The organism is Actinotignum timonense (assembly GCF_002860685.3).
Taxonomy (GTDB): domain Bacteria; phylum Actinomycetota; class Actinomycetes; order Actinomycetales; family Actinomycetaceae; genus Actinotignum; species Actinotignum timonense.
In genome coordinates this window covers 1,691,098-1,716,293 of record NZ_CP136960.1, presented here as the reverse complement: position 1 = coordinate 1,716,293, position 25,196 = coordinate 1,691,098, and the positions used below count along the sequence as shown (strand labels likewise).

Sequence of the window (25,196 nt, the reverse complement as noted above, 5' to 3'; positions counted from 1 at the left end):
CGGAAGGACAAACTACACTGGAGGAATGACACTACGACGAGGCCCCTTCCGCCCCGGTGAACGCGTGCAACTCACCGATCCCAAAGGGCGGCATTACACCATCAATCTCACGGTTGATGGCTATTTCCAGTCCACGCGCGGCTCTTTCCGCCACAGCGAGCTCATCGGGAAAGAGGAAGGCAGCCTCATCACCACCGAAGAAGGCCGTGAATTCCTCGCGCTGCGCCCGCTCCTGAGCGATTACGTGCTTTCCATGCCGCGTGGCGCCACCATTGTCTACCCGAAAGATGCGGCGCAAATCACCCACACTGCGGATATTTATCCGGGGGCACGGGTTTTTGAGGCCGGGGTCGGCTCCGGGGCTCTCTCCATTTCCCTGCTCCAAGCGGTAGGCCCTCAAGGTTTTCTTCTCAGCGCGGAACGCCGCCCGGAATTCGCGGAGATCGCGCAGGCCAACCTGGTGTCCTGGTGGGGGAGCCACCCGGAAAACTGGCAGGTGGAATGCGGGGAAGCGGCTGATATTTTGGCCGCTCACCCGGCCGGTTTTGATCGCGTTATCCTCGATATGCTCGCTCCCTGGGAAATCATTCCGGCGGCCGCGCAGGCTTTGGTCCCCGGTGGGGTTTTCCTCGCTTACGTTGCAACGACGACGCAGCTCTCCCGCTGCGCCGAAGATCTCAAAGCAACGGGACTTTTCACCGGCCCTGAAGCCAGTGAAACACTGGTGCGCAACTGGCATTTAGAGGGGCTCGCGGTGCGCCCCGATCACCGGATGGTCGCGCATACCGGCTTCCTTATTATGGCGCGCCGCCTAGCCGGGCCCACCCAGCTCACTCCGGCATCCCGCCCGGCCAAGGGCGCCTACGCCGAACCCATGCCCTGGGAAAACCCGGAAGCTGAACCGCTCCAGGAACGCCCGATTGCGGAAAAGAAACTTCGTAAAGTCCGCCGTGATCTAGCGCACCGGGCCGATGTGGAAGAAAGCGGGGTATCCACCCCGGGAGAACATTCCCGCCAGATAGCTGAGAAAATCGCGGCGGAAATCGCCGAACGTGAAGCCGAAAAGCGGCGGCAGGGCGAAGAGCCTCGGTACGCCGAAAAACAGCGGCAAGGCGCGGAAGCGGGGTACGCGGAAAAGTGGCGGGCAGCGGAGCCGGCACAGCACTTTGAGGACTAGTGACCTAACCGTGAGGGCACCGGGGATGCTATATCCCGGGGTGGGCGGTAAGGTAGGCCTGTCCTAGAATAAGGGGACGATCAGAAAGGAAGCCATGAGCACATCGGAGTCGAGCGCGGCTCTTGCCGAAATCGCGTCCTTGCGTGAGAAAAATGAAAGGCTCTCCACCTCGCTGGTCGCCGCCCGGAAACGCATCCAGGAATTGGGGGAGAAACTTGATTCCCTCTCCCGGCCTCCGGCTACTTTCGCCACCTTTATTCGCGGGCATTCCTCCGATCATTCCATTGACGCCCTCGTGGGCGGCCGAAAAATGAACGTAGCTGTTTCTCCGTATGTTGCTTTGGAACAATTGCGCCCCGGCCAAGAAGTACGCCTCAATGAAGAACTCGTGGTCGTCGGCATTGGAGGCTACGAAAATACCGGGCAGCTCGTTGCTGTCGAACTCGTGCTGGATCCCCAGCGGGTGCTCGTGCGGGTGCACGCGGACGAAACAAAAGTGCTGCGCATCGGCGGGAAACTCTCGGCCGGGAAACTGCGGGTCGGGGATACCTGCATGGCGGACCTGAAAACCGGGTTCCTGGTAGAAAAGGTAGAGCGCCCGGATGTCGAGCACCTGCTGCTCGAAGAAGTCCCGGATGTTTCCTATGCGGATATTGGCGGCTTGGATGCTCAGATTGAGGAAATCCGCGACAGTATCGAATTACCCTTCCAGCAACCCGACCTCTATCGAGAGCACGGCCTGCGCCCGCCCAAGGGAATTTTGCTGTACGGCCCTCCGGGAACCGGGAAAACCATGATCGCGAAAGCGGTGGCCACCTCCCTCGCGGAGAATGCCGCGCGTGCCCAAGGGGTAGCCAAAGCTTCCTCCTACTTCCTCAATATCAAGGGCCCGCAGCTCCTCGATAAATACGTGGGGGAAACCGAACGCCAGATCCGCGAAATCTTTTCCCGGGCCCGGGACCGGGCCTCCTCGGGTATCCCCGTTGTCATTTTCTTCGACGAAATGGAAGCCCTTTTCCGCACCCGCGGTTCCGGGGTTTCTTCCGATGTGGAAACAACCGTGGTGCCCCAGCTCCTCGCTGAAATTGACGGGGTGGAGCAACTCTCCAATGTCATCGTTATTGGTGCTTCCAACCGGGAAGATATGATCGACCCGGCCATTTTGCGGCCCGGCCGGCTTGACGTGAAAATCCGGGTCGAACGCCCCGATTATGCGGGGAGCGTGGATATTCTCTCCAAGTACCTCACCCCCGAGCTGCCCTACGCGCCAGCTGATATTGCAGCCTACGGCGGCGGGGCGGGGGCCGCGGCCCACCTGGCCCGCCTCATCGCGGATAAGGTTTTCGAGGCATCCCCGGAGAACCGCTTCGTTGATGTCACCTATGCTTCGGGGCGGAAAGAAACTCTTTATCTTGCCGATTTCGTTTCCGGGGCTCTCCTGGCCGGCATCGTTGATCGCGCGAAAAAAGCAGCTATCAAAACGTATTTGACCACCGGGGTGCGTGGGATTACCGCGGAGCATGCTATCGCTGCCGTGCATGCCGAAGCCCGCGATAGCTCGGACTTGGACCAGATTTCCAATCCGGATGAATGGGCCAAAGTCAATGGTAAAAACCGCGGGGAGCGGATCGTGGCGGTGCGTCCGCGCCAGAGCGATTCGACGTGCCGGGCTGAAGCGGCAGGTCAGGCCGATCCCGCACCTCACGCGATTACGAACGCAGCATCCGCACATCAGCACACGGGGGAGGAACCACGGTGACAGCACGTCGAGTCATCGGCCTGGAAACAGAATTCGGGATTATGGAACCCGCCGACCTGCGGGCCAATCCCGTGGTACTTTCGGCCGATTTCGTAGAAAGCTACGGGCACGCCGGGGCAGGGGCCGGCACGCACGGCCCGGTGGCCTGGGATTACACCGGGGAGGATCCTCTCAATGACGCCCGCGGTTTCCGGATGAGCCGGGAGGAGGCGGACCCTTCTCAACTCACCGATGATCCGGAGAATCCCGCCCCGCCAGCTGGCGTCGTCGTCGCACCTATAACGGACGACGACGCAGAGCTGCGCCGCCCGCGCGCCGCGAACGCGGTTCTCACCAACGGCGGGCGCCTCTACGTTGATCATGCCCATCCGGAATATTCCTCGCCGGAAACCGCGACCCCGCGGGAAGCCGTGCTCTGGGACCGTGCCGGTGAACTCATCGCGCGGCGCGGAATAGAACTGCTGCGCGAAGGCGGGCGCGAATTCGCGATCTACAAAAACAATGTGGACGGGAAAGGCGCGGCCTACGGCTCGCACGAAAACTACCTGGTTGATCGGGCGCTGCCCTTCACGGAAATCATCCGCTACCTCACGCCTTTCTTCGTGACCCGGCCGATCCTATGCGGTACCGGGCGCGTGGGGCTCGGCCCGCGTTCGGAACAACCCGGTTTCCAGATTTCGCAGCGCGCCGACTACGTGGAAAATGACGTCGGGCTGGAAACTACCTTCAATCGGCCCATTATCAATACTCGCGATGAACCGCATGCGGCCGCGGAGCGCTTCCGGCGCCTGCACGTCATCGGGGGAGACGCCAACCAATTCGATGTCTCTATCCTGCTCAAAGTGGGAACCACCTCGCTGGTGCTGTGGATGCTCGAACAGGACGCGGTGCCCCTCGGGCTGGAATCCGTGATTATGGATAGTCCGGTGCCCCTCACCTGGACGGTCTCCCAGGACCCGAGCCTCAGCACCAAACTTGAGGTGCATGAAGGAGAACCGCGTACCGCCCTGGAGATTCAGCAGATCTACCTGGACGCGGTCCGTGATGCGCTGGACGAACGCGGTGAGGTGGACGGCGATACTGCCGAAATTCTCGAGCGGTGGCAAAGCGTGCTGGACCTGCTTTCGCGTGATATTTTCTCTGCCGCATCCCAGGTGGAATGGGTGGCGAAATACCAGATCCTCAATGAATTACGCGAACGCGGCGGGGGCAGCTGGGATTCGGATAAGCTGCGCGCCCTCGACGTCCAATGGCATGATCTGCGCCCCGAGCGCTCCATCGTGGCGAAACTGCGGGGAGCCGGGCGGGTGGAGGAACTCTTCTCCGAAGCGGAGATCGCCACGGCGGCGCTGCAGGCACCGGGTTCGACGCGCGCGTATCTGCGCGGCCAGCTCATCTCCCGCTTCTCCGAACACGTGGCCGCGGCAAGTTGGTCGAGTGCGGTGCTGCGTAATAGCGCCGGCCAGCTCCACCGCCTCAGCCTGCCCGATCCTAACGGTGCGAACGAAGCGGCCCTGGGGGCAACCCTGGCCGGCGCCCACACGATTGACGAGGTCATTGCCGCGCTCACCGCGGCGGGATCGTAGGCGGACCGGGGCCGGCACCTGCCGCCCGGCTACGGCCTGCGTTAGGCCCGGTCACGTGACTACTTAGGCGGGCCCGGGCCGGTAACGCATTCGGGCGGGTCACGCAGCCGGCATGCACCCGCAGCCTGCACCTATCCGCACCAGTACCAGAAAAGAGGAAGGAAGAAATGTCCAGTCAAGAATTCCTGCAGCCCCAGCGCCGCCAGGAAGAAAACACCGAAGTGGAAGCCCCGCAGGCCCAAAACCAAGATTTTGGTATCGACGCGCTGCTCGACGATATCGACGCCGTGCTGGAAAGCAATGCGTCCTCCTTCGTGCAGGGCTTCGTGCAGAAAGGCGGACAGTGATACCCCGTCGCGTTATGGGCATCGAGACCGAGTACGGAATCACCTGCGCGGCCCGGCGCGGAACACGCCCACCGCTGGATGCCGAAGAATCCGCCCAGCGGCTTTTCGCGCCGGTGCTCGCCGCGCATCGGTCCACAAACACGTTCCTCGAAAACGGCTCACGCCTCTACCTGGATGTGGGCGCCCACCCGGAATACGCCACCGCCGAATGCGATAATATCGACGATCTCCTCGCCCATGACCGCGCCGGCGAACTCATTTTCGCGCGGCTCGCCAAGCGCGCCAATGAGAAATTAAACGACGACGGCGTCCCCGGGGCCATCCACCTCCTGAAAAACAATGTTGATTCCGAAGGGCATTCCTTCGGGTGTCACGAAAACTACATGGTGCACCGGCGCCCGGACTATCGCCAGCGCATCGCCCGGCTCATCCCCTTCTTTGTGACCAGGCAAATCGTGGCGGGAGCCGGAAGCCTGCACCGCGGGGAAGACGGGCAGGTCCGCTACGAATTCTCTCAGCGCTCCCACCAGATGTGGGAGGCGATCTCCTCGGCGTCCACGCGGTCGCGGCCCATGATCAATACCCGCGATGAACCCCACGCCGATGCGGAACTCTACCGGCGCATGCACGTTATCGTGGGGGATTCCAATATTTCCCAGGCGACAACCGGCCTCAAAGTCGCGGCCACCGAAGCCCTCCTCACCCTCGTGGAAGAAGGCGCGATTCTTCCCGATCTGGAACTCGCCGATCCCATGCACGCCATCCGGATCACCGGCGCGGACCTATCCGGGCGGGCCAATCTGGAACTTGCCAGCGGCGGACTCACCGACCCGATTTCGGTGCAGCAGCGGATGTATGAAGCCGCGATGAACCACCTGGATCGGAAAGGCTACCTGGCGGAACTTGACCCCACCCGGCGCTACCTCCTCGAGCTGTGGGAGCGCGCTATTACAGCGGTGGAACACCGCGATCCCAGCCCTATTGCCACCGAAATCGACTGGGCCGCTAAACTCGCCCTCCTCACTCGCTACCGGGAACGCACCGGGGCGAAACTCTGCGATGCCCGGGTGGCACGCCTCGATTTGGCGTATCACGATATCACCGAAGGTGGGTTGCGCGACCGGATGGAAGAATCCGGGCTCCTGCGCCGCGTTATCACCCCCGAACGCGCTACCGCGGCGATGACGGACCCGCCGCGCAGCACCCGGGCCGTGCTGCGCGGGCGTTTCCTGAGTGCGGCGCGGCAAGCCCGGCGCGATGTGGCGGTGGACTGGTCCACCCTGCGCCTCATGGAGGCCAATGGCAATTCCAGTGTGGTCCTCAACGACCCACTCGCCACTGAAAACGCCGAGGTCGAGGCGCTTATCGAGGAGATCACCGCGTGACACCCCACCTGAAGTACCGAGCGCTGCTGGCTGGATTGGCGGTGGCCGCTACCGCGTTAGCGGGCTGTAGCGGCCACCGCGAGCCCGGCACCCCCGGAAGCGTGGATGTCACAGGCGCTTTCGGGGCACCCGTGACCATCTCCGTGGAAGGGAACCTCCACGTGGACGGGGTCCGCCAGGAGGTCCTCAGCCCGGGAGACGGGGTGGAACTGGCGGAAGGCAGCCCGGTACTCGCCCGTATCACTTCCTTCGACTCGCGTACCGAGGCACCCGTGGAAGGTTTCGCCACCGGCGGGATAACCCTGGCCACCGTGAGCAAGGCAGGGGTAGGGGAGCTGGCTCCCTACCTCGCCGGGCAGCGGGAAGGAAGCCGCCTGCTGATTCAGCGGGAAGAATTGGTGGCCGGAGACCCGGGAGCGGTAGAAATCGTCGTCGTCGATATTCTCTACACAAATGCGCGCGGGGACGCAGCTCCGCCGCCCGCTACGCCACCGGCCGGAATGCCGGGCCTGGCCAGCGGAGAAGGCGTAGCGCCCGTGCTCACCGGGGGCGGCGGGCCCATCCCGGAATTCGCGGTGGTTCCCCTCGTGCTCGGGCGCGGGGAGCAGGTAGCCGCCTCGGATGAGCTTGTGCTCAACTACTTCCTCGTGGATCCGAATGGCCAAACGGTCGATTCCAGCTGGACCTCCGGGCCGGTGCGTGCCGCCATGGGCGATCTGATGGACGGGATGCGCAAAGGCCTGGTTGATCAGCGGGTAGGTTCACGCGTCATGATTCTGATTCCGGCAAGTCAGGCCCGCGGGGATAGCGACCTGGTCGCCATCGTTGATATTTTGGCGACGGGCCGGGCGCTCACCCAGCTTCGCGCCGGCGGGGCCTAAAGCTCGTTTCGCCGTACGCGCTCAAGCTCGCGTCGCTGCACGCGGCTCCTAGCGCGTCACCGGAAGAGTGCCGCGACCGCGGCCTAGCAACCGCGCATCTCCACGTGCAGCTGCCCCGCCTCCCAGCGCGCCACCGCGTCCGCCAGGGCTGGGGCATCTCTTTTGCTCAAGAGAGCAGCCTCCTGGGCAGCCCACCTATCCCACCAGCTACTCGGATCACCCTCGCGTTCCCGCACCCGCTCCCGCCGGAGAGAATCCTCACATTCCATCCAGATTGTCGCCGTGCACAGCGGCGCGCAGGCCGCGGAAGCTGCCCCGCACCCCTCGAGTAGCAGCACCTCGCAGCGCGCATCCCCCGGCACCGCGACCGGTGCATCGTAGCAGCTCAGATACCAATTCCAGGGAGCCACCCGCGCGCTCTCCCCGCGTAGAAAAGGCTCCAGAATATCGTGGGCCACCCGCTGCGTGCCCCGGGCCAAGCCATCCCAGCCGGGTATGAAACGCTCCACCTCGAGAATCTCAACCGCGAGCCCGCCCTCGCGCATCCGCGCCGCAAGCGCCCGCGATAGCTGAGTTTTCCCGGATCCGCTCCGCCCGTCGATGCCGTAAACTCGCCGGCCTTTCCCGCGAAATACCAGGCCCGCGAGGAGGTCCAGGCCCTCTTTGCTCTCTTTCATGGGTGCCACCTGTTCCTGCGTCATTTTTTGTCACACCGTGCGGGTACTCTATGTCATAACCAGCACGCGGAGCGAAGCTCACCGACACCGGGAGGCACAGTGGCGTGGTTTATTGATGAGGTAGCACAGCGGGTGCGGGCCGCCGCCAGGCAGGTCCCGGACCTCGAGCGTGATGCGCTGCGGCGTGCCGCCCAGGCGGCCCCGGCCCCGCGCGAGTTCTACCGTGCCCTCGTGCCCAGCCCGCAGCGCCCCATCGGGGTCATCGGGGAAATTCGCAGCCTCGGCGGCAGCCCCGCACCCGCTCCGGCGCAGCTAGAGGCCTTCGCGCAGGCACTGAGCAGCGGGGGAGCGGCCGCCATTTCGGTAACCGCCCCGGTGATTCCCGGTGGGCTCGGTTTGCCGGCGCTGCGCCTCGCCCGCGCCCTCGGGGTGGGCCGGCTGCTCTACCGCGATGTCACCGTTTCCGCGGTGCAACTCCTGCGGGCCCGCGCGGCGGGAGCGGATGCCGTCTCGCTCACCCCGCGGATTCTCGCCGATGTGGAGCTTGAGGCCCTGGTGGAACGGGCGCGTTCCCTCGGGATGGAGCCCTGCCTAGAAGTGGAATCCGAACGTGACATAGCGCGCGCGATGGCTTGCGCGGCGCGCGTCGTTATCGCTGATTCGCGCTCCGCCACCGATTATCCGCAACTTTTCGAGGCGCTGCCCTACACCTGCGTGCGGGTGGTGCGGCGCGGGGTGCGCAATCCCTGCGATGTTTTCACCGCGGCACGGCACGGCGCTGGCTGCGTTATTGTAGGGCGGGCCCTGCTTGAAACAGCAGACCCGGCCGGTTTGCTGGCTAGCATGGCTACCGCGGGCCGGCATCCGGCCGCGCTACTTATGGCGAAACGGACCGCACACGTGGCCGAAGGCACGGCTAGCGCGGCCGAACGCATGGCTAGCACGGCCGAACGCACGGCTAACGTAACCGAAGGTACCGCTCAGGCACCCGGGCTCGGGCATCCGCCCCACGCCCCCGGACAGGAAGGGACACGATGATTCCAACAGCTATTCCAGCTCCCGAGCATTCCGAATGGGTGCTTTTTGAGACCTCCGCGTTTTCCCTCTCCATTAAGTTCTACGCGATCGCCATCGTCATCGGCATCATCGTTGCCTACGCCCTCACGGAACGGCGCTACGTGGCCAAAGGCGCCACCCGCGATGTCACGCTCTCCATCGCGCTGTGGGCGGTAATTTTCGGGATTATCGGCGGGCGGCTCTACCACGTCATCACCGACTACCAGCTCTATTTCGGCCCGGGCCGTGACCCGTGGCGCGTCTTCGACCTGCGCGGCGGTGGCCTGGGCATCTGGGGTGCGGTGGCCCTGGGAGGCGTGGGTGCCTGGATCGGGTGCCGCCGCAACGGGGTGCGCCTGCTACCCTTCGCCGACGCCCTCGCCCCGGGTCTCCTCATCGCCCAGGCCATTGGCCGCCTGGGTAACTACTTCAACCAAGAACTCTTCGGCGGGCCCACTTCACTGCCCTGGGGCTTGCAGGTTGATGCCGCGTACCGCCCCGCCGGCTTCCCACCCGAGCAGCTCTTCCACCCCACTTTCCTCTACGAATCGCTGTGGTGCCTGGGTGGCGCCGTCGTACTTCTTCTCCTCGAAAAACGCTTCCGCCTGGTGGCCGGGCAACTTTTCGCCACGTATGTGATCGTGTACACCCTCGGCAGAGTCTGGATCGAAAACTTGCGGATCGACCCGGCGCATCTCGTGGCCGGTTTGCGTCTCAATGTATGGACGTCGCTGCTCGTTTTGCTCGGGGGAATCATCGCCCTCGTTATCTTGCGGCGCGCCTACCTACGTGATTCTTCTCGCGATCACGTGTGGTTGCGGGCCCGCCCGGAACCACAAACTGAAGCTGACGTTTCACAGAACGACGACGCCGCAGCCGGCCAGGCCGCCGTCGTACCTGAAAAAACGGAAACTTCCGGGGCCGCAAGCACAGGCGATTCAGCCGCGTCAAGCGAATCCGAAACCGAGGTGGGTAACCGCTCAGTGAACGGGTGAAGCCGCCGGGCTTGCCGTGCGCTAGCGTAAAGATGAGCTCCGCGAGCGGGGCTTATAACGGTGCATATTTACCAGGACGAGTGCCTTGAGTCCCGATGGGGAAACAGGGCCCTCGGGTAAGATAGGAAACATGCGTAGAGCTAGAATTGTGTGTACGTTGGGTCCGGCTACGGATACCTACGATCAAATCCTTGAACTTGTTAAAGCCGGCATGAACGTGGCGCGTATTAACGCTTCCCACGGTTCGCATGAAGAACACGAAAAGCGCATTGATAATGTGCGTGCCGCCGCGAAGGAACTGGGTACCCCGGTTGCGGTGCTCGTCGATTTGCAGGGCCCCAAGATCCGTCTCGGCCGTTTCGCCGAAGGTCCGGTCCAGCTGAACGTGGGCGATACCTTCACCATTACCACCCGCGATATCCCCGGCACGAAGGATATCTGCTCCACCACCTTCAAGGGTCTGGCCGGCGATTGCAATCCCGGCGATGTGCTGTTGATTGACGACGGTAAGGTTTCCGTGCGCGTTGTGGAAGTTGTGGACGGCACTGACGTGGTCACCCGCGTGGAAGTCCCCGGCCCCGTTTCCAATAACAAGGGTATTAATCTTCCCGGCGTGGCGGTGTCCGTTCCCGCCATGTCCGAAAAGGATGAAGAGGACCTGCGCTGGGGCCTCAACTACGGTGCGGATCTCATCGCGCTGTCCTTCGTGCGTGATGCCAAGGATATTGATGACGTCCACCGCATTATGGACGAAGAGGGTATTCACCTCCCCGTTATCGCCAAGATCGAAAAGCCGCAGGCTGTGGCCAACCTGGACGACATCGTCCAGGCCTTCGACGGCATTATGGTCGCCCGCGGTGACCTTGGCGTGGAACTGCCCCTCGAGCAGGTTCCGCTGGTGCAGAAGGAAGCCATTTCCCTGGCTCGCAAGCGCGCCAAGCCGGTTATTCTGGCCACCCAGGTTCTCGAATCCATGATCCAGAACCCGCGGCCCACCCGCGCTGAGGCTTCTGACTGTGCCAACGCAATCCTAGACGGTGCGGATGCCGTGATGCTTTCCGGGGAAACCTCGGTGGGCCTCTACCCGATTGAGTGCGTGAAGACCATGGCCTCCATCGTTTCTTACACGGAGGAACACGGCCTGGAGCAGATCCCGCAGCTCTCCTCCCTACATCGCACCCGCAACGGTGTTCTTACCCGCTCCGCTCTGGATATCGGTGAGGCCCTGGGCGTCAAGGCAGTTGTGGTCTTCACGGAAACCGGGCACACCGCCCGCCGCGTGGCACGCAACCGCTCCCGCCTTCCGATCATCAACTTCACTCCCTCGGAGAAGGTGCGCAATCAGCTCGCTGTTCTGTGGGGTAGCGAAACCTACACGGTGGATCACTCCGCCGCTACCACGGACGAAATGGTGCAGCAGGTGGAGGATCGCCTCCTCGAACTGGGCCGCGCACAGGTTGGTGACCGCGTGGTGATCGTGGCCGGTATGCCCTCGGGCGTGGCTGGTTCCACCAACACCCTGCGTGTTCACAAGATCGGTGAAGAAACGGGCGTTGCCTAAATCCGGCAGGCTTGTATTCTCCTAGGTGCTGCCGCGTCCATGGATACAGCAGCACGGTATTGAACAGTGGATAGGCGGGCGGGTGCCCGCTCGGAATAATCCGGGTGGGCACCCGCTGCCGTTCCTCTCGCTTCCGCGTCATCTCATTTGAAATTTGGTGGCGGGTATGGTGAAATATTCTCTGCGTTTGTACAGTGACCCGCGGTGATCCGGGCGATCCGGGCTCTCCCGCTGGTAGTATCGGCAGATGCACAAGCTCCTGTGGTGGAATTGGTAGACACACTGCACTCAAAATGCAGCGCCGCAAGGCGTGAGGGTTCGAGTCCCTCCGGGAGCACCGCAGCGATAAGCTTGAAGGCAATAACCTTGAAGTTAGCTGGGAATCTCTGGCCCGGTGTTTGCTCTGCACCGCGTGGTCTGACAGCATGGTAAGGGGCGCGTGAATTCCCGTTGCCGGTCATCAATCTCTCAAGGGTCAGAGAACACTTCGGTGTGGATGCAGGTGCAACATCGCACGCAGTAAATTTGGTTCAATCTATCCGGCATGCCGGTCGAAGGGGTCATGATGGCCAAGGGCACAGCGGGGCAATCCGCGGAGAACAAAGAAGCCATTCGGGTTCTTGTCGTTGAAGACGAAACTCTCATTCGCCTCGATATCGTTGAAACACTGGAAGATGCCGGGTATGAGGTTGTCGGGGAAGCTGGCGATGGCGAATCCGCTATCGAACTGGCCGGTGAACTCGAACCGGATCTTATTGTCATGGATGTGAAGATGCCCGGTATGGATGGCATCACCGCAGCGGACCGCATCCTGGAAGAACACCGCGTCGCCATTGTGATGCTTACCGCTTATTCTCAGCGTGACCTGGTGGAACGTGCCCGTGATGCCGGCGCCATGGCCTATGTGGTCAAGCCCTTCACGCCCGCTGATCTCATCCCGGCGGTGGAAATCGCGGTTTCGCGCAACCAGGAAATCGAAGCCCTGGAAAACGAAGTCTCTACCATGGCCGAACAATTTGAAACCCGTAAGCGGGTGGATCGGGCCAAGGGGCTGCTGGAATCGCAGATGGGCCTAACCGAACCGGAAGCTTTCCGCTGGATTCAAAAGACGTCCATGGATCGGCGGCTGACCATGCGCGAAGTTGCCGATGCCGTTATCGAACAGGTCGGCGGGAAGAACTAAGCTTGCGAACCCGCAGAGCGTACCCGCCGAACTCGTAGCGGGAGCGGCGCACACGTGTTGTGGAACCCGCAGTACGAACCGCGCATACGCGTTGCGGAAGCCGAACACGCTTTCAGCGAGCAGGCGCTCACCGGAAATCCGGTGGGCGCCTGTTTGCTATCTCGCGTAGGCTAGAGGGGTGAGTGACGAAAAATTCCTTCTTGTTGATGGCCATTCCATGGCGTTCCGCGCCTTCTACGCCCTGCGGGCGGAGAACTTCCTCACTGATCGCGGGCAGTACACCAACGCCGTTTACGGGTTCCTTTCCACCCTCTTGAAAATCATTGGCGACTACCACCCCGATTACATTGCCGTGGCCTTTGACCTGCCGGGAGGAACTTTCCGCACCCGCGTCTATCCCGATTACAAAGCGGGCCGGGCCCCCACCCCGGTGGAATTCGCCGGGCAAATCGATGTTATTAAAAGCGTCCTTGATGTTTGCGGAATCAGCTGGCTCACCTACGAAGATTACGAAGCCGACGATATTATCGCCACCCTCTCACGCCGGGCGGTAGAACACGGCGCGGATGTGTATATCGCTTCCGGTGATAAAGACTCCTACCAGCTCGTTGATGAGCACACCACCGTGCTGTATCCCATGCCGCGCTCGACCATGCAGGTCCTCGACCCGGCAGGTATCGAAAAGAAAACCGGAGTGCGCCCGGAGCGCTACGCTGACCTGGCAGCACTCGTGGGGGAGGGTGCCGATAATATTCCCGGCGTGCCCGGGGTCGGCCCGAAAACCGCGGCGAAATGGCTCGCGAACTACGGTGACCTCGACTCCATCCTCGCCCACGCTGACGACATCGGCGGAAAAGTGGGGGCCTCCCTGCGCGAGCACCTGGACCAGGTCCGCCAAAATCGCTCCCTCAACACCCTCGTGCGTGACCTTCCCATCGGGGAGAACCTCGAGGAATTCCGCCCGCGCGGAGTGGAGCGGGAAGCACTGCACGAACTCTTCGACACCCTCGATTTCGATACCTTACGCGGGCGTGTCCTCAGCGAATTACCGTCGCGCGACGGCGCACCTGAATCCGATGCGCCGGCCGGATTCACCCTCGCCGGCCTGGAGATCACCACCTCCGGGGTACGTGCGTGGCTTGACGAGCACGCTGACGCCCCGTTCTTTGGCCTCGACATTGCCGGGCCGGCCAGCCCGGGTGCGGGGCGCGTGGAGGCAATGGCGATTGGCACGCCCCACGCGGCCCTGCTTCTCGATACGCACACCATGAACGAGGAGGATACCGCCCAGGTGCGGGCCTGGCTGGAATCGGATGCCCCGAAAGTGGTGCACGGCGCCAAAGAAGCCTGGCATCGGGTACGCGGGCAGGGTGCCGAATTGCGCGGCGTCGTACGGGATACCGTGCTGTGTGCCTACCTTCTCTATCCCGATCAGCGCAGCTATGACCTCGGTGACCTGGCGCTGCGCCACCTCGGCGTTGATCTGGGGGACGGGGGAGTGCTGCCCGGGTTGGATGGGCAGGCTGATCCCCTGGCGGCACGCGCTGCCCTCCTCGGCCCGCTTTCCGAGAAATTGCTCGGGGAATTGACGCAGCGCGGGGAAGACGGCGCTCTACTTGATCTGGAAATGGATGTGGCGCGCACCCTCGCGTGCATGGAGGACACCGGGATTGCGGTGGATGCTCCCTACCTCGAAAAACTCCGGAAGGATTTCGACGGGCGGGTGGAAGCCGCGGCGCGGCTCGCCTATGATGCCATTGGCCACAAGGTGAATCTCTCCAGCCCCAAGCAGCTCCAGGGGGTGCTGTTCGACGAATTGGGCTTGCCCACCACCCGGAAAACCAGATCCGGGTACACCACGAATGCGGAGGCGCTGGCTGATCTTGCCGTGCGCATCGCACCCCGGGAAGATGATAAGGCGGTGGCCGGAACCCAATTCCTCGGGGCGCTTCTCGAGCATCGTGACGCCATTAAATTGCGGCAATCCGTAGAAGGCTTGCAGCGCAATACCCGAGCGGATGGAAAAATCCACACCACCTACCAACAGGCGGTGGCCGCAACCGGGCGGCTCTCCTCCACGGATCCGAATCTCCAAAATATTCACGCACGCACCGCCGAAGGACTCCAAATCCGCTCCGCCTTTATCCCCTCGGAGGGCTATGCGGCGCTCATGACCGCGGATTATTCCCAGATTGAAATGCGGATTATGGCCTCGCTTTCCGGTGATGAAGCGCTTATCACCGCCTTTAATGAAGGCGAAGACCTGCATTCCTCGGTGGCGTCCCTCGTGTTCGGGATTCCCGAAAGCGAGGTGAGCAGCCAGCAGCGCTCTCGCATTAAAGCGATGAGCTACGGGCTGGCCTACGGGCTCTCTGCCTACGGGCTTTCCCGCCAGCTCCATATTTCCGCCCACGACGCCCAAGAGCTCATGGACAGCTATTTTGCGCGCTTCGGGAAAGTGCGTGATTACCTCGATTCCCTCGTGGTGAGAGCCCGCGAGGATGGCTATACCCAGACCCTGCTGGGGCGGCGGCGCTACCTGCCGGAACTGCGCTCCACGAACCGCCAGCTGCGCGAAGCATCCGAGCGGATGGCCCTCAACGCGCCTATCCAGGGCAGCGCCGCGGATATTATCAAGATCGCCATGGTTGCCGTGGTGGAAGCCCTGCGGGAAGCCGGGTTGCGCAGCCGGGTTCTCCTCCAGGTTCATGACGAACTGGTGCTGGAAGTAGCACCCGGCGAGCACGAGGCCGCGGAGGAAATTGTGCGCCGGGAAATGGCCGGGGCAGCCCAGTTACGGGTCCCGCTCTCCGTCGGGGTGGGATACGGCCCCAATTGGCGTGAGGCAGCACACTAAAACGCTCCACATCGGTTCACACGAGCAGCCCGCAACGGACTCACGAGAACCGCCCGCAACAGCCCACTAAAACGGGGCTCACGCCACTCCGATTCCAGCCCGGATACCTTGCACTAGCCAAGCTTTTCCGCGTAGTATGGAGAACTGGTGTGAGCACCCGCCACACTGGCCGATATCCATCGGTCCCAAGCAAATATTCACAATAGTGTCCGGAAGTTATCAGTTAATGACTAATACCACCCCCGAGTCTTCGACTCTCCCCGAGATTGCCGTCAACGATATCGGCTCCGAGGAAGAACTTATTGCCGCCGTCGATAAGACGATCAAGTACTTTAACGATGGTGACCTCGTCGAAGGAACCGTTGTCAAGGTCGACCATGACGAAGTGTTGCTCGACATTGGCTACAAAACCGAGGGTGTTATTCCCTCCAAGGAACTTTCGATCAAGCACGATGTCAATCCCGATGACGTCGTGGAAATTGGCGACCAGGTAGAAGCCCTCGTCCTCCAGAAGGAAGACAAGGAAGGCCGTCTCCTCCTCTCGAAGAAGCGCGCGCAGTACGAACGCGCCTGGGCTGAAATCGAGAAGATCAAGGAAGCTGATGGTGTCGTGACCGGTACCGTCATCGAAGTCGTCAAGGGCGGCCTGATTGTTGATATCGGGCTGCGTGGCTTCCTGCCCGCTTCGCTCGTTGAAATGCGCCGCGTGCGTGACCTGCAGCCCTACATCGGCCGCGAACTCGAAGCGAAGATTATCGAACTTGATAAGAACCGCAATAACGTGGTTCTTTCCCGCCGCGCTTGGCTGGAAGCATCCCAGTCCCAGGCCCGTGGCGAATTCCTGCACCAGCTCCAGAAGGGCCAGGTGCGCGAAGGCTTCGTCTCCTCCATCGTCAACTTCGGTGCCTTCGTGGACCTCGGCGGTGTGGACGGCCTCGTTCACGTCTCCGAACTGTCCTGGAAGCACATCGACCACCCGTCCGAGGTTGTCGAAGTGGGCCAGCCCGTCACCGTCGAAGTTCTCGATGTTGATATGGACCGCGAGCGTGTCTCGCTCTCCCTCAAGGCCACCCAGGAAGATCCCTGGCAGTCCTTCGCCCGCACCCACGCGATCGGCCAGATCGTTCCGGGTCGCGTGACCAAGCTCGTTCCCTTCGGCGCTTTCGTGCGCGTGGAGGACGGTATCGAAGGTCTCGTCCACATCTCCGAACTGGCTTCCCGCCACATCGACACCCCGGAAGAGGTTGTCAAGGTGGGCGACGACGTTTTCGTCAAGGTCATCGATATCGATCTGGACCGCCGCCGCATTTCGCTCTCCCTCAAGCAGGCTAACGAGGGCGTGGATCCGAACTCCCAGGACTTCGATCCCTCGCTCTACGGTATGGCCGCTGATTACGACGAAAACGGCAATTACAAGTACCCCGAGGGCTTCGATCCGGAATCGAACGAATGGCTCGAGGGCTACGAAGCTCAGCGCGAGGCATGGGAGAACGAATACGCCCAGGCCCAGGCCCGTTGGGAAGCGCACAAGGCCCAGGTCGCTGCCGCGATCGAAGCCGATGCTGCCGCCGGCGCCCAGGCTGCTGCCGCTGCCGAACCGGCCGCGGAAATTCCGGCCAGCTACAGCTCCACCTCCGAACCGAGCGGCTCGCTCGACTCGGATGCCGATGAAGCCCTCGCCGCTCTGCGTGAGAAGCTGACCAACAACTAAGGTTCGCGTTTCCGCGGGTAGTGCTAGGCTGCCGCGCGTAGCCGGGGAACGTCCAGGCTATAGCGTGTAGCAGCACGCAACCGCGGGTAAACACCTTGTACCGCCGCCGGCGCACCTCTTCGGGGGAGCGCCGGCGGCGTTTTCTTTCTCCCTGGCGCATTGTTAAGCTGAAACGGTGAACGCACTAACAATCGGGGGAGCCAGCGCACAACTCCTGCGCCCCTTCACCCACCCGCGAGGCCGCGCCCTGCGGGTAGCGGTATCCGGCGGCATCGGCGCCGGCAAATCCACAGTCACCGAGGTCCTGCGCAAACGCGGCGCAATCATCGCCGACGCCGACGCCCTCGCCCGCGAGATCACCGCGCCGGGTAGTCCCGTCCTCGCGCAGCTCGCCGCCGCATTCGGTCCCGATATTTTAAACGACGACGGCGCCCTCAACCGGGCGGCCCTCGCCGCGCATATCTTCACGAACCCGGCCGCCCGCCACCGGCTCGAAGCCCTCACCCATCCCGCTATCATCGCGCGGGCCCGGGATATCCTCGCCAGTGCCACCCCCGGCCAGCTGGCGGTCTACGATGTGCCGCTCCTGGTAGAAACCCGCGCTGATCGCGAGGTCGATTGCGTCATGATCGTGGCGGCCCCGGAAGAACAACGAATCGAGCACCTGCGAGGCCGGGGGATGAGCCGGGCCGATGCCCAGGCCCGGATGCGCAACCAGGTAGATGAAGAGGCTCGCCGGGCCCTGGCCCATATCTGGATCTGGAATGCGGGAAGCCGCGCGGAGCTTGAGAACCTCGTTGCCCAGTGCGCGGAGAGCTGGCTGGCGGCGCCGCAGGCGCCGGCGTCGTCGTAAAACAATCAAGAGAAACGCAAGTAAAAAGGTGACCGGCACCGTGTTTACTCTCAGCGTAAGAGGGAGTACCATTTACAGATAGTGAAATGACCGTTTCGCTATATGGTACGTCTCGTCGCCACGAAGCAACGATGCGCGGCGATGGGGCCTAAAATTTGAGAGGTTAAAAAGCTATGCCAATTGTTTGGCTGCTCGTGGGCATTGCGTTGATGCTCGTGCTCAACATCGTGTTCAAGGTGAATTCGATGCTCGCGCTGTTGCTCGCCGCCGTGGTGGTGGCGCTGTGCAACGGCATGGGCCCGATGGAAACTCTCAAGACCGTCACCACCGGTTTTGGTTCTACGCTGGGTTCGCTCGCCATTATCGTTGTTTTCGGTGCAGTTATCGGCCGCCTCATGGTGGACTCCGGTGCGTCTCACGTGCTGGCATCGGGGCTCATCCGCCGCTTCGGACTGCGCTTCGTGCGTATCGCCGTCATCATCATCGGTCTTATTTTCGGCCTGGCGATGTTCTACGAAGTTGCCTTCCTCATGATTGCGCCGCTCGTTATTTCTATTGCTCAGGAAGCAAAGGTGCCGTGGCTGCGCCTGGCCATTCCGGCCGTCTGCGCCACCACGGTTGCTCACTCCATCTTCCCGCCGCAGCCCGGCCCGGTTGCGCTCATTGATCAGTACAAGGCCGATGCCGGCATGGTCTACCTCCTCGGTATTCCCATGGCCATCCTCTGGGTGATCGTGGGTGGTGTGCTGCTGCCCAAGATTCTCGGTAACCTCGAGCGCCCGGTGCCGAAGTTCATGTCCGGTGATGAAAACGATAAGGAAGCCGCGGTTAACCCGCCGTCCTTCTTCGTCTCCCTCATCGTGCCGCTCAGCCCGGCCATCATCATGATCTCGGTGACCATCGCCAATATCTGGGTGAATCCGAAATCGACGCTGGGCCAGTGGCTCAACTTCTTCGGCTCCTCCCCGGTGGCCATGTCCGTGGCGCTGGTGCTCGCCATGCTGCTTTTCGGTATTCAGCGCGGGCACAAGGGCGAATGGGTTATGGACAAGTTCAATAAGGCCGTCTCCATTATTGCCGGCGTTGTCATGATTATCGGTGCCGGTGGCGCCTTCAAGCAGGTTGTTATCGACTCCGGTATCGGCGATTACATCGGCGGCTTCATGAGCGCCGGCGCGGTTTCGCCCTACATCATGGCCTGGTTCATTACCGTTCTTATCCGCCTGGCAACCGGCCAGGGCGTGGTCTCCGCGATGACCGCCGCCTCCATTATTGGTGCGGCTGTTATGGACCCGGTGACCGGCGTGATGCAGGCGGGCGTGGATCCCACGCTCCTCGTGCTCGCCACCGCCGCGGGCTCCAACTTCATGACGCATATTAATGACGCGTCCTTCTGGCTCTTCAAGGAATACTTCGATCTGTCCATCAAGGACACCCTGAAGACGTGGGGCGGCCTGCTCGCCTCCGGTTCGCTGGTCTCACTGGCGTACGTAATGTGCCTCTCGCCGTTCTTCGGCTAAGGCATGAGCAAGAAGGTGCGGGCGGCCGGTATGGTCGCCCGCATCGCACACATAAAGAAAAACAAGGAGTACAAATGACGCAGAGCATTCCTTTTGCCGAGCAGAACATCGCCGGCGTCAGCCTCGTCACCCGTGGGGACCTGAGCGCGCTGGAGATTAACACCGATACCGTATCCGGTACCGTTTTCCCCTACGGCGCCCACGTTGCCTCCTGGAAACCGGCTGGCTTCGAGGACGTCCTCTACATGAGCGAACTATCCGGCCTCACGCAGGGCACTCCTATCCGGGGCGGTATCCCGGTGGTAGCCCCGTGGTTCGGCCCCTCGGATAACGGCCTGCACGGCTGGGCCCGCATCCAGGATTGGACCCTCGAATCCGTAAGTGGGGATTCCACCGCGGTGGAAGCGACCTTCACTCTCGCGAGCAGCACCCTGGGCGGAGAGCTGGGTGATTCCCTCAAGCTCGCCTACACCGTGCACCTGGGCAGCGATTTCTGGGTACGGCTGAGCGCCACCAATACCGGCACGGAAAACATTGCGCCGGAGCTGGCTCTCCACGCCTACTGGGCGGTGGATGCCCAAACGCTTCGCATCGAAGGTATCGAGGAGGGCGGTATTGATCGCCTCGCCGATAATGCGCAGCTTCCGGCCGGGCCCTTCGAGGCGCTCGAAGGCCAGACCGTGGATCGCTTCTACCCCTTCGCGGGCGATATCGTGCTCGTGGACGCGGGCGGGAAGCGTAAGATCACCCTGAGCTCGGAAGAATCCGATAAGTCCGTGGTGTGGAACCCGGGCACGAAGGGCTCTGCCGCGAATGCTGATATGCCCGATGATGCCTGGAAGCATTTTGTGTGCGTGGAAGCGACTCGGGTGCGCGAAGGTGCTCCGCAGCTCGCGCCGGGGGAGAGCGCCACGCTCACCCTGCACGCCACGGTTGAGCAGCTCGGCTAAGTTCGCCTGGCCGTTATGGTTCGCCTGGCGGCTATATTCGCCCAGTAACAGGCAAACGTAGCTGAAAGCAACCGATAGTCGTTTGTTACGACGACGGCGCCCAGTGGCCGGATACCGTCCCGAATTTCTTCGGGCCGTTATCCGGCCACTGGCGTATTTCATACCGCAATCCGGGACCGGGCTAGTAAGCTCGCCACTATGGCTCTTGATTCTGAGATTGTGCGCAGCGATAAGCCTTTTGAAGTAATTTCCGAGTACCGCCCCTCGGGTGATCAGCCCGCCGCGATTGCCGAACTCACCCGCCGCATTAACGACGGCGAAAAGGACGTGGTGCTGCTGGGAGCCACCGGTACCGGAAAATCCGCCACCACCGCCTGGCTTATTGAACAGGTGCAGCGTCCCACCCTCATTATGGAGCCAAATAAAACCCTGGCCGCGCAGATGGCGGCGGAATTCCGCGAACTCATGCCCAATAACGCGGTGGAATACTTTGTTTCCTATTACGATTACTACCAGCCGGAAGCCTACGTTCCCCAAACCGATACCTTTATCGAAAAAGATTCCTCCATTAATGATGAGGTAGAGCGCCTGCGCCATTCGGCTACCAATTCGCTCCTCACCCGGCGCGACACCGTGGTGGTGGCCTCTGTTTCCTGCATTTACGGCCTGGGTACCCCGCAGGAATACGTTGATCGCATGGTGCAACTCCACGTGGGCCAGCAACTGGACCGCGATGAGCTGCTCCGCACCTTCGTGTCCATGCAGTACACCCGTAACGATATTGCTTTCACCCGCGGCACCTTCCGGGTACGGGGCGATACCGTGGAGATTATCCCCGTGTACGAAGAGCTGGCTATCCGCATTGAATTCTTCGGTGATGAGATTGACGGGATTTCCCTCCTCCACCCGCTTACCGGGGATGTTATCCAACGCACCGATACCGCGCATGTGTTCCCGGCCTCCCACTACGTGGCCGGCCCCGAGCGCATGGAACGCGCTATCCGCTCCATTGAGGAAGAACTGGCCGAACGCCTGGAGTACCTACGCGCCCATAACAAGCTCCTCGAGGCGCAGCGCCTGGAAATGCGCACCAGCTACGATATCGAGATGATGCGCAATATTGGAACCACCTCCGGTATTGAAAACTATTCGCGGCATATTGACGGGCGTGGCCCGGGCACCGCCCCGAATACCCTCCTCGATTATTTCCCGGACGATTTCCTCCTTATCCTCGATGAATCTCACGTGACTGTTCCCCAGATTGGGGCCATGTACGAAGGGGATATGTCGCGCAAACGCACCCTGGTGGAATACGGCTTCCGGCTGCCCTCCGCCATGGATAACCGCCCCCTCAAATGGGAGGAATTCCTCGACCGCATCGGCCAAACCGTGTACCTATCCGCAACGCCTGGCAAATATGAGCTTGGCCAAGCGGACGGCGTCGTCGAACAAATTATTCGACCCACCGGGTTGGTCGATCCCCTTATTAAAGTCAAACCCACCGAAGGGCAGATTGATGATCTACTCGAAGAAGTGCGAGTGCGGGCCGAACGTGATGAGCGGGTCCTCGTCACCACGCTAACGAAGAAAATGGCTGAGGATCTCACCGCGTACCTGGCGGATCGCGGGGTGCGGGTCGAGTACCTGCATTCGGATGTGGATACCCTGCGGCGCGTGGAGCTGCTGCGGGAGCTGCGGCTCGGGAAATTCGATGTGCTCGTGGGTATTAACCTGCTGCGCGAGGGGCTGGATCTTCCGGAAGTCTCGCTCGTGGCGATTCTCGACGCCGATAAGCAGGGCTTTTTGCGGTCCACCACCTCGCTTATTCAGACCATCGGGCGCGCGGCCCGTAACGTTTCTGGGGAAGTGCATATGTACGGGGATAGCATCACCCCGAATATGCAGCAGGCTATTGATGAAACGAATCGGCGCCGGGAGAAGCAGCTCGCCTACAACCGCGAACACGGTATCGATCCGCAACCGCTGCGCAAACGCATCGCGGATGTGACCGATATGCTCGCCCGCGAGGATGTGGATACCGAACAGCTGCTCGCCGGCGGGTATCGCCAGGAGCCCGCGCATGCCCGGGCCCGCGCTTCGGAAGCGGAAATTGCCCGCGCGCAGGGCGGGAAAGAGCTGCGCGAACTCATTACCGAGCTCACCGCGCAGATGCATGCCGCAGCCGAACAGCTCCAATTTGAGCTCGCGGCGCGCTACCGCGATGAGATCAAGGATCTGAAAAGCGAGCTGTGGCATTCCCAGCAGGCCCAAAAATAAAACGGCTGCACGGGAGCGGCACCGGAGGCACGCGGAAGCCGCGCGTCCGCCTGTGCGCACCGCGCGCGGTACGCAAACCACATATGAAACACGACTCGGCGGTGCTCCCCATCGTGTAAAGTGTGCACTCGTGGAGGGGAGTATTCCCATCAACCACCGATTCGTCAGCACGAGACCCACCCGGGTCGTCCGGATCGGAGACCTGCCGCGGCCGCGCGCCCGGCGGGTGGGGAGAGACCTCCGGTCATTCCATCCGGAGGGTATTTATGCTTTCATACGCCACGGGTGTGCTGCCGTTGACGAGCACGCCCGAGCAGATGTCGGTCCATGTGGCCGAGTGGATTCTGCTTTTCGTCGTCGTTATCGGTATTTTCGCCTTTGATCTGCTGTCCCACGTGCGCAAACCGCACGAGCCCAGCATGAAAGAATCGGCCGGTTTCCTGCTGTTCTACATTTTCCTGGCCGTCTGCCTGGGCGGATACCTGTGGTGGCGCCACGGAGATACCTTCGGATTGCAATTCTTCAGCGTCTGGGGCGTGGAATATTCACTTTCCGTCGATAATATCTTCGTCTTCATTATTATTATGGGTTCCTTCGCGGTTCCCCGTGCCCTCCAGCAAAAAGTGCTGTTCTGGGGCATTGTTATTGCGCTGTGCCTGCGCTTCATTTTCATCGTGCTGGGCAAGGTTATTGTGGAATCCCTGGCCTGGTCCTTCTTCCTCTTCGGTGCCTTCCTGCTGTGGACCGCATTCTCGCAGGTCAAAGAAGGGCTCTCGGAAAGCGAACCGACGGGTGAGGAAGCCGATAACTTCTTCGTACGCCTAGCGCGCCGCACCCTCCCGGTCGCCGAGGATTACCACGGCGACCACTACATCGTGAAGCGCGGCGGCAAGCGCTATATCACCCCGCTGCTGCTGTGCATTATCGCCATCGGCGGGATTGACCTCATGTTTGCCCTCGATTCCATCCCGGCCTCCTTCGGTTTCACCACCGAACCCTTCATTATTTTCGCGGCGAATGCCTTTGCGCTCATGGGCCTGCGCCAGATGTTCTTCCTGGTCGATGGCCTGCTCGAACGCCTCGTGTACCTGCACTTCGGCCTGGCCGCGATCCTCGCCTTCATCGGCTTCAAACTCATTTTTGAAGCCCTGCATCATTACGATATTGCCACCGGCTTCTTCTCCTTCACGCCGCTGAGCTCGCTGCTCGTCATCGTGGTCATTATTGTGGTGACGGTGGTGGCGTCCCTGCTGCGCTCGCGTTCTCTCGCGCGTAAGGAGAAGAACGACGACGACGGCGCAGCTGGCGGCGCCCACTAAGGCGGTGCGTGCCGGTAGCGAGAGGCGCTAGTACTAGCTGATCGGCTGAGTGGCCGTTAATCGGAGCTGCGCCGGGCTCATTGCTGTGGCGGCGCACTAATCGGCGCTGCGCCGCGCCAGGCGGCGCGCCAGAATCGCGCACACAAATATTTGTAGCTGGTGGAAAATAACCACCGGGACGGACAGCGGGGCGACCGTGGCCGGGGAGAATAGTGCCTTGGCCATCGGGAGCCCCGTTGCCAATGATTTCTTCGAACCGCACATGAGCACCACGATGCGATCCTCCACGGTCATGCGGGCCAGGCCCCCGAGCCACCAGGTAATCGAAAGCATGGCGGCTAACAGCACGCAGCACAGGGCGAGCAGGCCGAGGATCGTCCAGAGCGTCACTCCCGCCCAGGCACCTTCCGCGGTGGCATTGAGCACGGAAGACAGCACAATGAGGATAATCGAGGTGTTATCCACCGTGCGCACTAGCCGCGGGTGAGCCCGGAACCAGGTACCCACCCAGGGCTGGAGGCACTGCCCGATAATAAAGGGCAGGAGCAGCTTGAGGAGCACCGAATTAATAGATCCGGCCGAAGCTCCCTCCACGTGAAGGAAAAGCAGCACGAGCAGCGGGGTGAGGAAAATCCCGGCAATATTGGAGACCGTAGCGGAGGTGACGGCAGCGGCCACATTCCCGCGGGCGATGGACACCATCGTGACCGAGGACTGGATGGTAGAAGGCAGTAGCGCCAGGTAGAGGAAACCGAGGGCGAATGCCGGGCCCAGGAAAGGCGCCACCAGGTGCCCGAGGGCGAAACCGAGAAGCGGGAAAATGAGGTAGGTGCACAGGAATACCAGGCCTTGGAGTTTAATATTGCGCAGCCCGGCGAGCACGTCGCGGGTGCGCAGCCGCATTCCGTACACCAGGAAAACGCAGGCCACCGCCAGGTCGGAAACCGTACCCAGGTGTGCCCGGACCGCACTTGGCGCCGGAATAAGAAGCCCGGCGATCATCGCGAGGATAATGCCGGCCACCAGGGGGTCGGGCCGGTAGCGGAGGAGACGTGCTCGGTTACGTGCCATGGGAACCAGCCTAGCGTGAACATTGCACCAT

General features: G+C 61.9%; 19 protein-coding genes and 1 tRNA gene. 18 read left to right on the top strand and 2 right to left on the bottom strand.

Going from position 1 to position 25,196, the window contains the following annotated elements; translation table 11 throughout:
• Positions 1 to 25 precede the first annotated feature (25 nt).
• The 6 genes from CYJ17_RS07120 to CYJ17_RS07095 all read left to right on the top strand — a co-directional run bounded on the left by CYJ17_RS07120 (position 26) and on the right by CYJ17_RS07095 (position 7,135).
• Positions 26 to 1,177 carry a tRNA (adenine-N1)-methyltransferase gene (locus CYJ17_RS07120; RefSeq protein WP_234984499.1) on the top strand — a complete coding sequence of 384 codons (1,152 nt, stop codon included), beginning with the start codon at positions 26 to 28 and terminating at the stop codon, positions 1,175 to 1,177.
• 94 nt (positions 1,178 to 1,271) lie between these two features.
• A complete protein-coding gene (gene arc, locus CYJ17_RS07115) occupies positions 1,272 to 2,936 on the top strand; it encodes a proteasome ATPase (RefSeq protein WP_234984500.1) in 1,665 nt (554 codons plus the stop codon).
• Positions 2,933 to 4,522: a depupylase/deamidase Dop gene (gene dop, locus CYJ17_RS07110; protein ID WP_087070754.1), complete on the top strand. Its 1,590-nt coding sequence runs from the start codon at positions 2,933 to 2,935 to the stop codon at positions 4,520 to 4,522. The genes arc and dop overlap by 4 nt, the downstream gene beginning before the upstream one ends.
• 167 nt (positions 4,523 to 4,689) lie before the next feature.
• Complete coding sequence (locus tag CYJ17_RS07105; RefSeq protein ID WP_026429315.1) at positions 4,690 to 4,869, top strand: ubiquitin-like protein Pup; 180 nt, start codon at positions 4,690 to 4,692, stop codon at positions 4,867 to 4,869.
• Positions 4,870 to 4,883: 14 nt separating this feature from the next.
• Positions 4,884 to 6,254 (top strand): Pup--protein ligase, encoded by a 1,371-nt coding sequence (gene pafA / locus CYJ17_RS07100; protein ID WP_101594704.1) that lies wholly within the window; start codon positions 4,884 to 4,886, stop codon positions 6,252 to 6,254.
• The gene (locus CYJ17_RS07095; RefSeq protein ID WP_101594706.1) at positions 6,251 to 7,135 is read left to right on the top strand and encodes an FKBP-type peptidyl-prolyl cis-trans isomerase; all 885 of its coding nucleotides are present in this window, start codon (positions 6,251 to 6,253) and stop codon (positions 7,133 to 7,135) included. Before pafA ends, CYJ17_RS07095 begins: the two co-directional genes overlap by 4 nt.
• A gap of 83 nt (positions 7,136 to 7,218) precedes the next feature.
• On the opposite strand, the gene CYJ17_RS07090 is transcribed toward CYJ17_RS07095, so the two are convergent.
• Positions 7,219 to 7,812: a nucleoside/nucleotide kinase family protein gene (locus CYJ17_RS07090; RefSeq protein ID WP_143231881.1), complete on the bottom strand. Its 594-nt coding sequence runs from the start codon at positions 7,810 to 7,812 to the stop codon at positions 7,219 to 7,221.
• A gap of 99 nt (positions 7,813 to 7,911) precedes the next feature.
• On the opposite strand from CYJ17_RS07090, the gene CYJ17_RS07085 reads away from it, so the two are divergent.
• The 12 genes from CYJ17_RS07085 (at position 7,912) to CYJ17_RS07030 (ending at position 24,094) form a co-directional block, all read left to right on the top strand.
• Positions 7,912 to 8,850, top strand: coding sequence for a beta/alpha barrel domain-containing protein (locus CYJ17_RS07085; RefSeq protein ID WP_180948617.1), 939 nt, complete (start codon positions 7,912 to 7,914; stop codon positions 8,848 to 8,850).
• Positions 8,847 to 9,863: a prolipoprotein diacylglyceryl transferase gene (lgt, locus tag CYJ17_RS07080; protein WP_087070757.1), complete on the top strand. Its 1,017-nt coding sequence runs from the start codon at positions 8,847 to 8,849 to the stop codon at positions 9,861 to 9,863. The genes CYJ17_RS07085 and lgt overlap by 4 nt, the downstream gene beginning before the upstream one ends.
• A 130-nt stretch (positions 9,864 to 9,993) precedes the next feature.
• Entirely contained in the window at positions 9,994 to 11,424 is a 1,431-nt protein-coding gene (pyk, locus tag CYJ17_RS07075; protein WP_026429319.1) for a pyruvate kinase, read from the top strand.
• 255 nt (positions 11,425 to 11,679) lie between these two features.
• A tRNA-Leu gene (locus CYJ17_RS07070) sits at positions 11,680 to 11,761 on the top strand.
• A gap of 228 nt (positions 11,762 to 11,989) precedes the next feature.
• On the top strand, positions 11,990 to 12,607 hold the full coding sequence (locus CYJ17_RS07065) for an ANTAR domain-containing response regulator (RefSeq protein WP_096334970.1): 618 nt from the start codon (positions 11,990 to 11,992) through the stop codon (positions 12,605 to 12,607).
• Between the two features lie 178 nt (positions 12,608 to 12,785).
• Positions 12,786 to 15,464 (top strand): DNA polymerase I, encoded by a 2,679-nt coding sequence (gene polA / locus CYJ17_RS07060; RefSeq protein ID WP_101657579.1) that lies wholly within the window; start codon positions 12,786 to 12,788, stop codon positions 15,462 to 15,464.
• Positions 15,465 to 15,690: 226 nt separating this feature from the next.
• Entirely contained in the window at positions 15,691 to 17,175 is a 1,485-nt protein-coding gene (gene rpsA / locus CYJ17_RS07055) for a 30S ribosomal protein S1 (RefSeq protein ID WP_087070760.1), read from the top strand.
• Between the two features lie 175 nt (positions 17,176 to 17,350).
• Entirely contained in the window at positions 17,351 to 18,028 is a 678-nt protein-coding gene (coaE, locus tag CYJ17_RS07050; RefSeq protein ID WP_087070761.1) for a dephospho-CoA kinase, read from the top strand.
• Positions 18,029 to 18,201: 173 nt separating this feature from the next.
• Positions 18,202 to 19,548 (top strand): gluconate:H+ symporter, encoded by a 1,347-nt coding sequence (locus CYJ17_RS07045; RefSeq protein ID WP_087070762.1) that lies wholly within the window; start codon positions 18,202 to 18,204, stop codon positions 19,546 to 19,548.
• Positions 19,549 to 19,622: 74 nt separating this feature from the next.
• A complete protein-coding gene (locus tag CYJ17_RS07040) occupies positions 19,623 to 20,498 on the top strand; it encodes a D-hexose-6-phosphate mutarotase (protein WP_087070763.1) in 876 nt (291 codons plus the stop codon).
• Between the two features lie 198 nt (positions 20,499 to 20,696).
• Positions 20,697 to 22,775, top strand: a complete 2,079-nt coding sequence (gene uvrB, locus CYJ17_RS07035; protein WP_087070764.1) for an excinuclease ABC subunit UvrB — start codon at positions 20,697 to 20,699, stop codon at positions 22,773 to 22,775.
• A gap of 266 nt (positions 22,776 to 23,041) precedes the next feature.
• Positions 23,042 to 24,094: a TerC/Alx family metal homeostasis membrane protein gene (locus CYJ17_RS07030; protein ID WP_087070765.1), complete on the top strand. Its 1,053-nt coding sequence runs from the start codon at positions 23,042 to 23,044 to the stop codon at positions 24,092 to 24,094.
• A 96-nt stretch (positions 24,095 to 24,190) separates the two neighbouring features.
• Here CYJ17_RS07030 and CYJ17_RS07025 read toward each other — a convergent pair whose 3' ends face one another.
• The gene (locus tag CYJ17_RS07025) at positions 24,191 to 25,165 is read right to left on the bottom strand and encodes a bile acid:sodium symporter family protein (RefSeq protein ID WP_087070766.1); all 975 of its coding nucleotides are present in this window, start codon (positions 25,163 to 25,165) and stop codon (positions 24,191 to 24,193) included.
• Positions 25,166 to 25,196 lie beyond the last annotated feature (31 nt).

Excerpts from the sequence above, each read along its gene's own strand:
- lgt (WP_087070757.1), top strand. The coding sequence starts at position 8,847 with ATGATTCCAACAGCTATTCCAGCTCCCGAGCATTCCGAATGGGTGCTT.
- CYJ17_RS07105 (WP_026429315.1), top strand. The coding sequence starts at position 4,690 with ATGTCCAGTCAAGAATTCCTGCAGCCCCAGCGCCGCCAGGAAGAAAAC.
- CYJ17_RS07030 (WP_087070765.1), top strand. The coding sequence starts at position 23,042 with ATGCTTTCATACGCCACGGGTGTGCTGCCGTTGACGAGCACGCCCGAG.
- uvrB (WP_087070764.1), top strand. The coding sequence starts at position 20,697 with ATGGCTCTTGATTCTGAGATTGTGCGCAGCGATAAGCCTTTTGAAGTA.
- pafA (WP_101594704.1), top strand. The coding sequence starts at position 4,884 with ATGGGCATCGAGACCGAGTACGGAATCACCTGCGCGGCCCGGCGCGGA.
- arc (WP_234984500.1), top strand. The coding sequence starts at position 1,272 with ATGAGCACATCGGAGTCGAGCGCGGCTCTTGCCGAAATCGCGTCCTTG.
- CYJ17_RS07090 (WP_143231881.1), bottom strand. The coding sequence starts at position 7,812 with ATGAAAGAGAGCAAAGAGGGCCTGGACCTCCTCGCGGGCCTGGTATTT.
- CYJ17_RS07025 (WP_087070766.1), bottom strand. The coding sequence starts at position 25,165 with ATGGCACGTAACCGAGCACGTCTCCTCCGCTACCGGCCCGACCCCCTG.
- CYJ17_RS07120 (WP_234984499.1), top strand. The coding sequence starts at position 26 with ATGACACTACGACGAGGCCCCTTCCGCCCCGGTGAACGCGTGCAACTC.
- CYJ17_RS07040 (WP_087070763.1), top strand. The coding sequence starts at position 19,623 with ATGACGCAGAGCATTCCTTTTGCCGAGCAGAACATCGCCGGCGTCAGC.
- pyk (WP_026429319.1), top strand. The coding sequence starts at position 9,994 with ATGCGTAGAGCTAGAATTGTGTGTACGTTGGGTCCGGCTACGGATACC.
- CYJ17_RS07045 (WP_087070762.1), top strand. The coding sequence starts at position 18,202 with ATGCCAATTGTTTGGCTGCTCGTGGGCATTGCGTTGATGCTCGTGCTC.
- CYJ17_RS07065 (WP_096334970.1), top strand. The coding sequence starts at position 11,990 with ATGGCCAAGGGCACAGCGGGGCAATCCGCGGAGAACAAAGAAGCCATT.
- rpsA (WP_087070760.1), top strand. The coding sequence starts at position 15,691 with ATGACTAATACCACCCCCGAGTCTTCGACTCTCCCCGAGATTGCCGTC.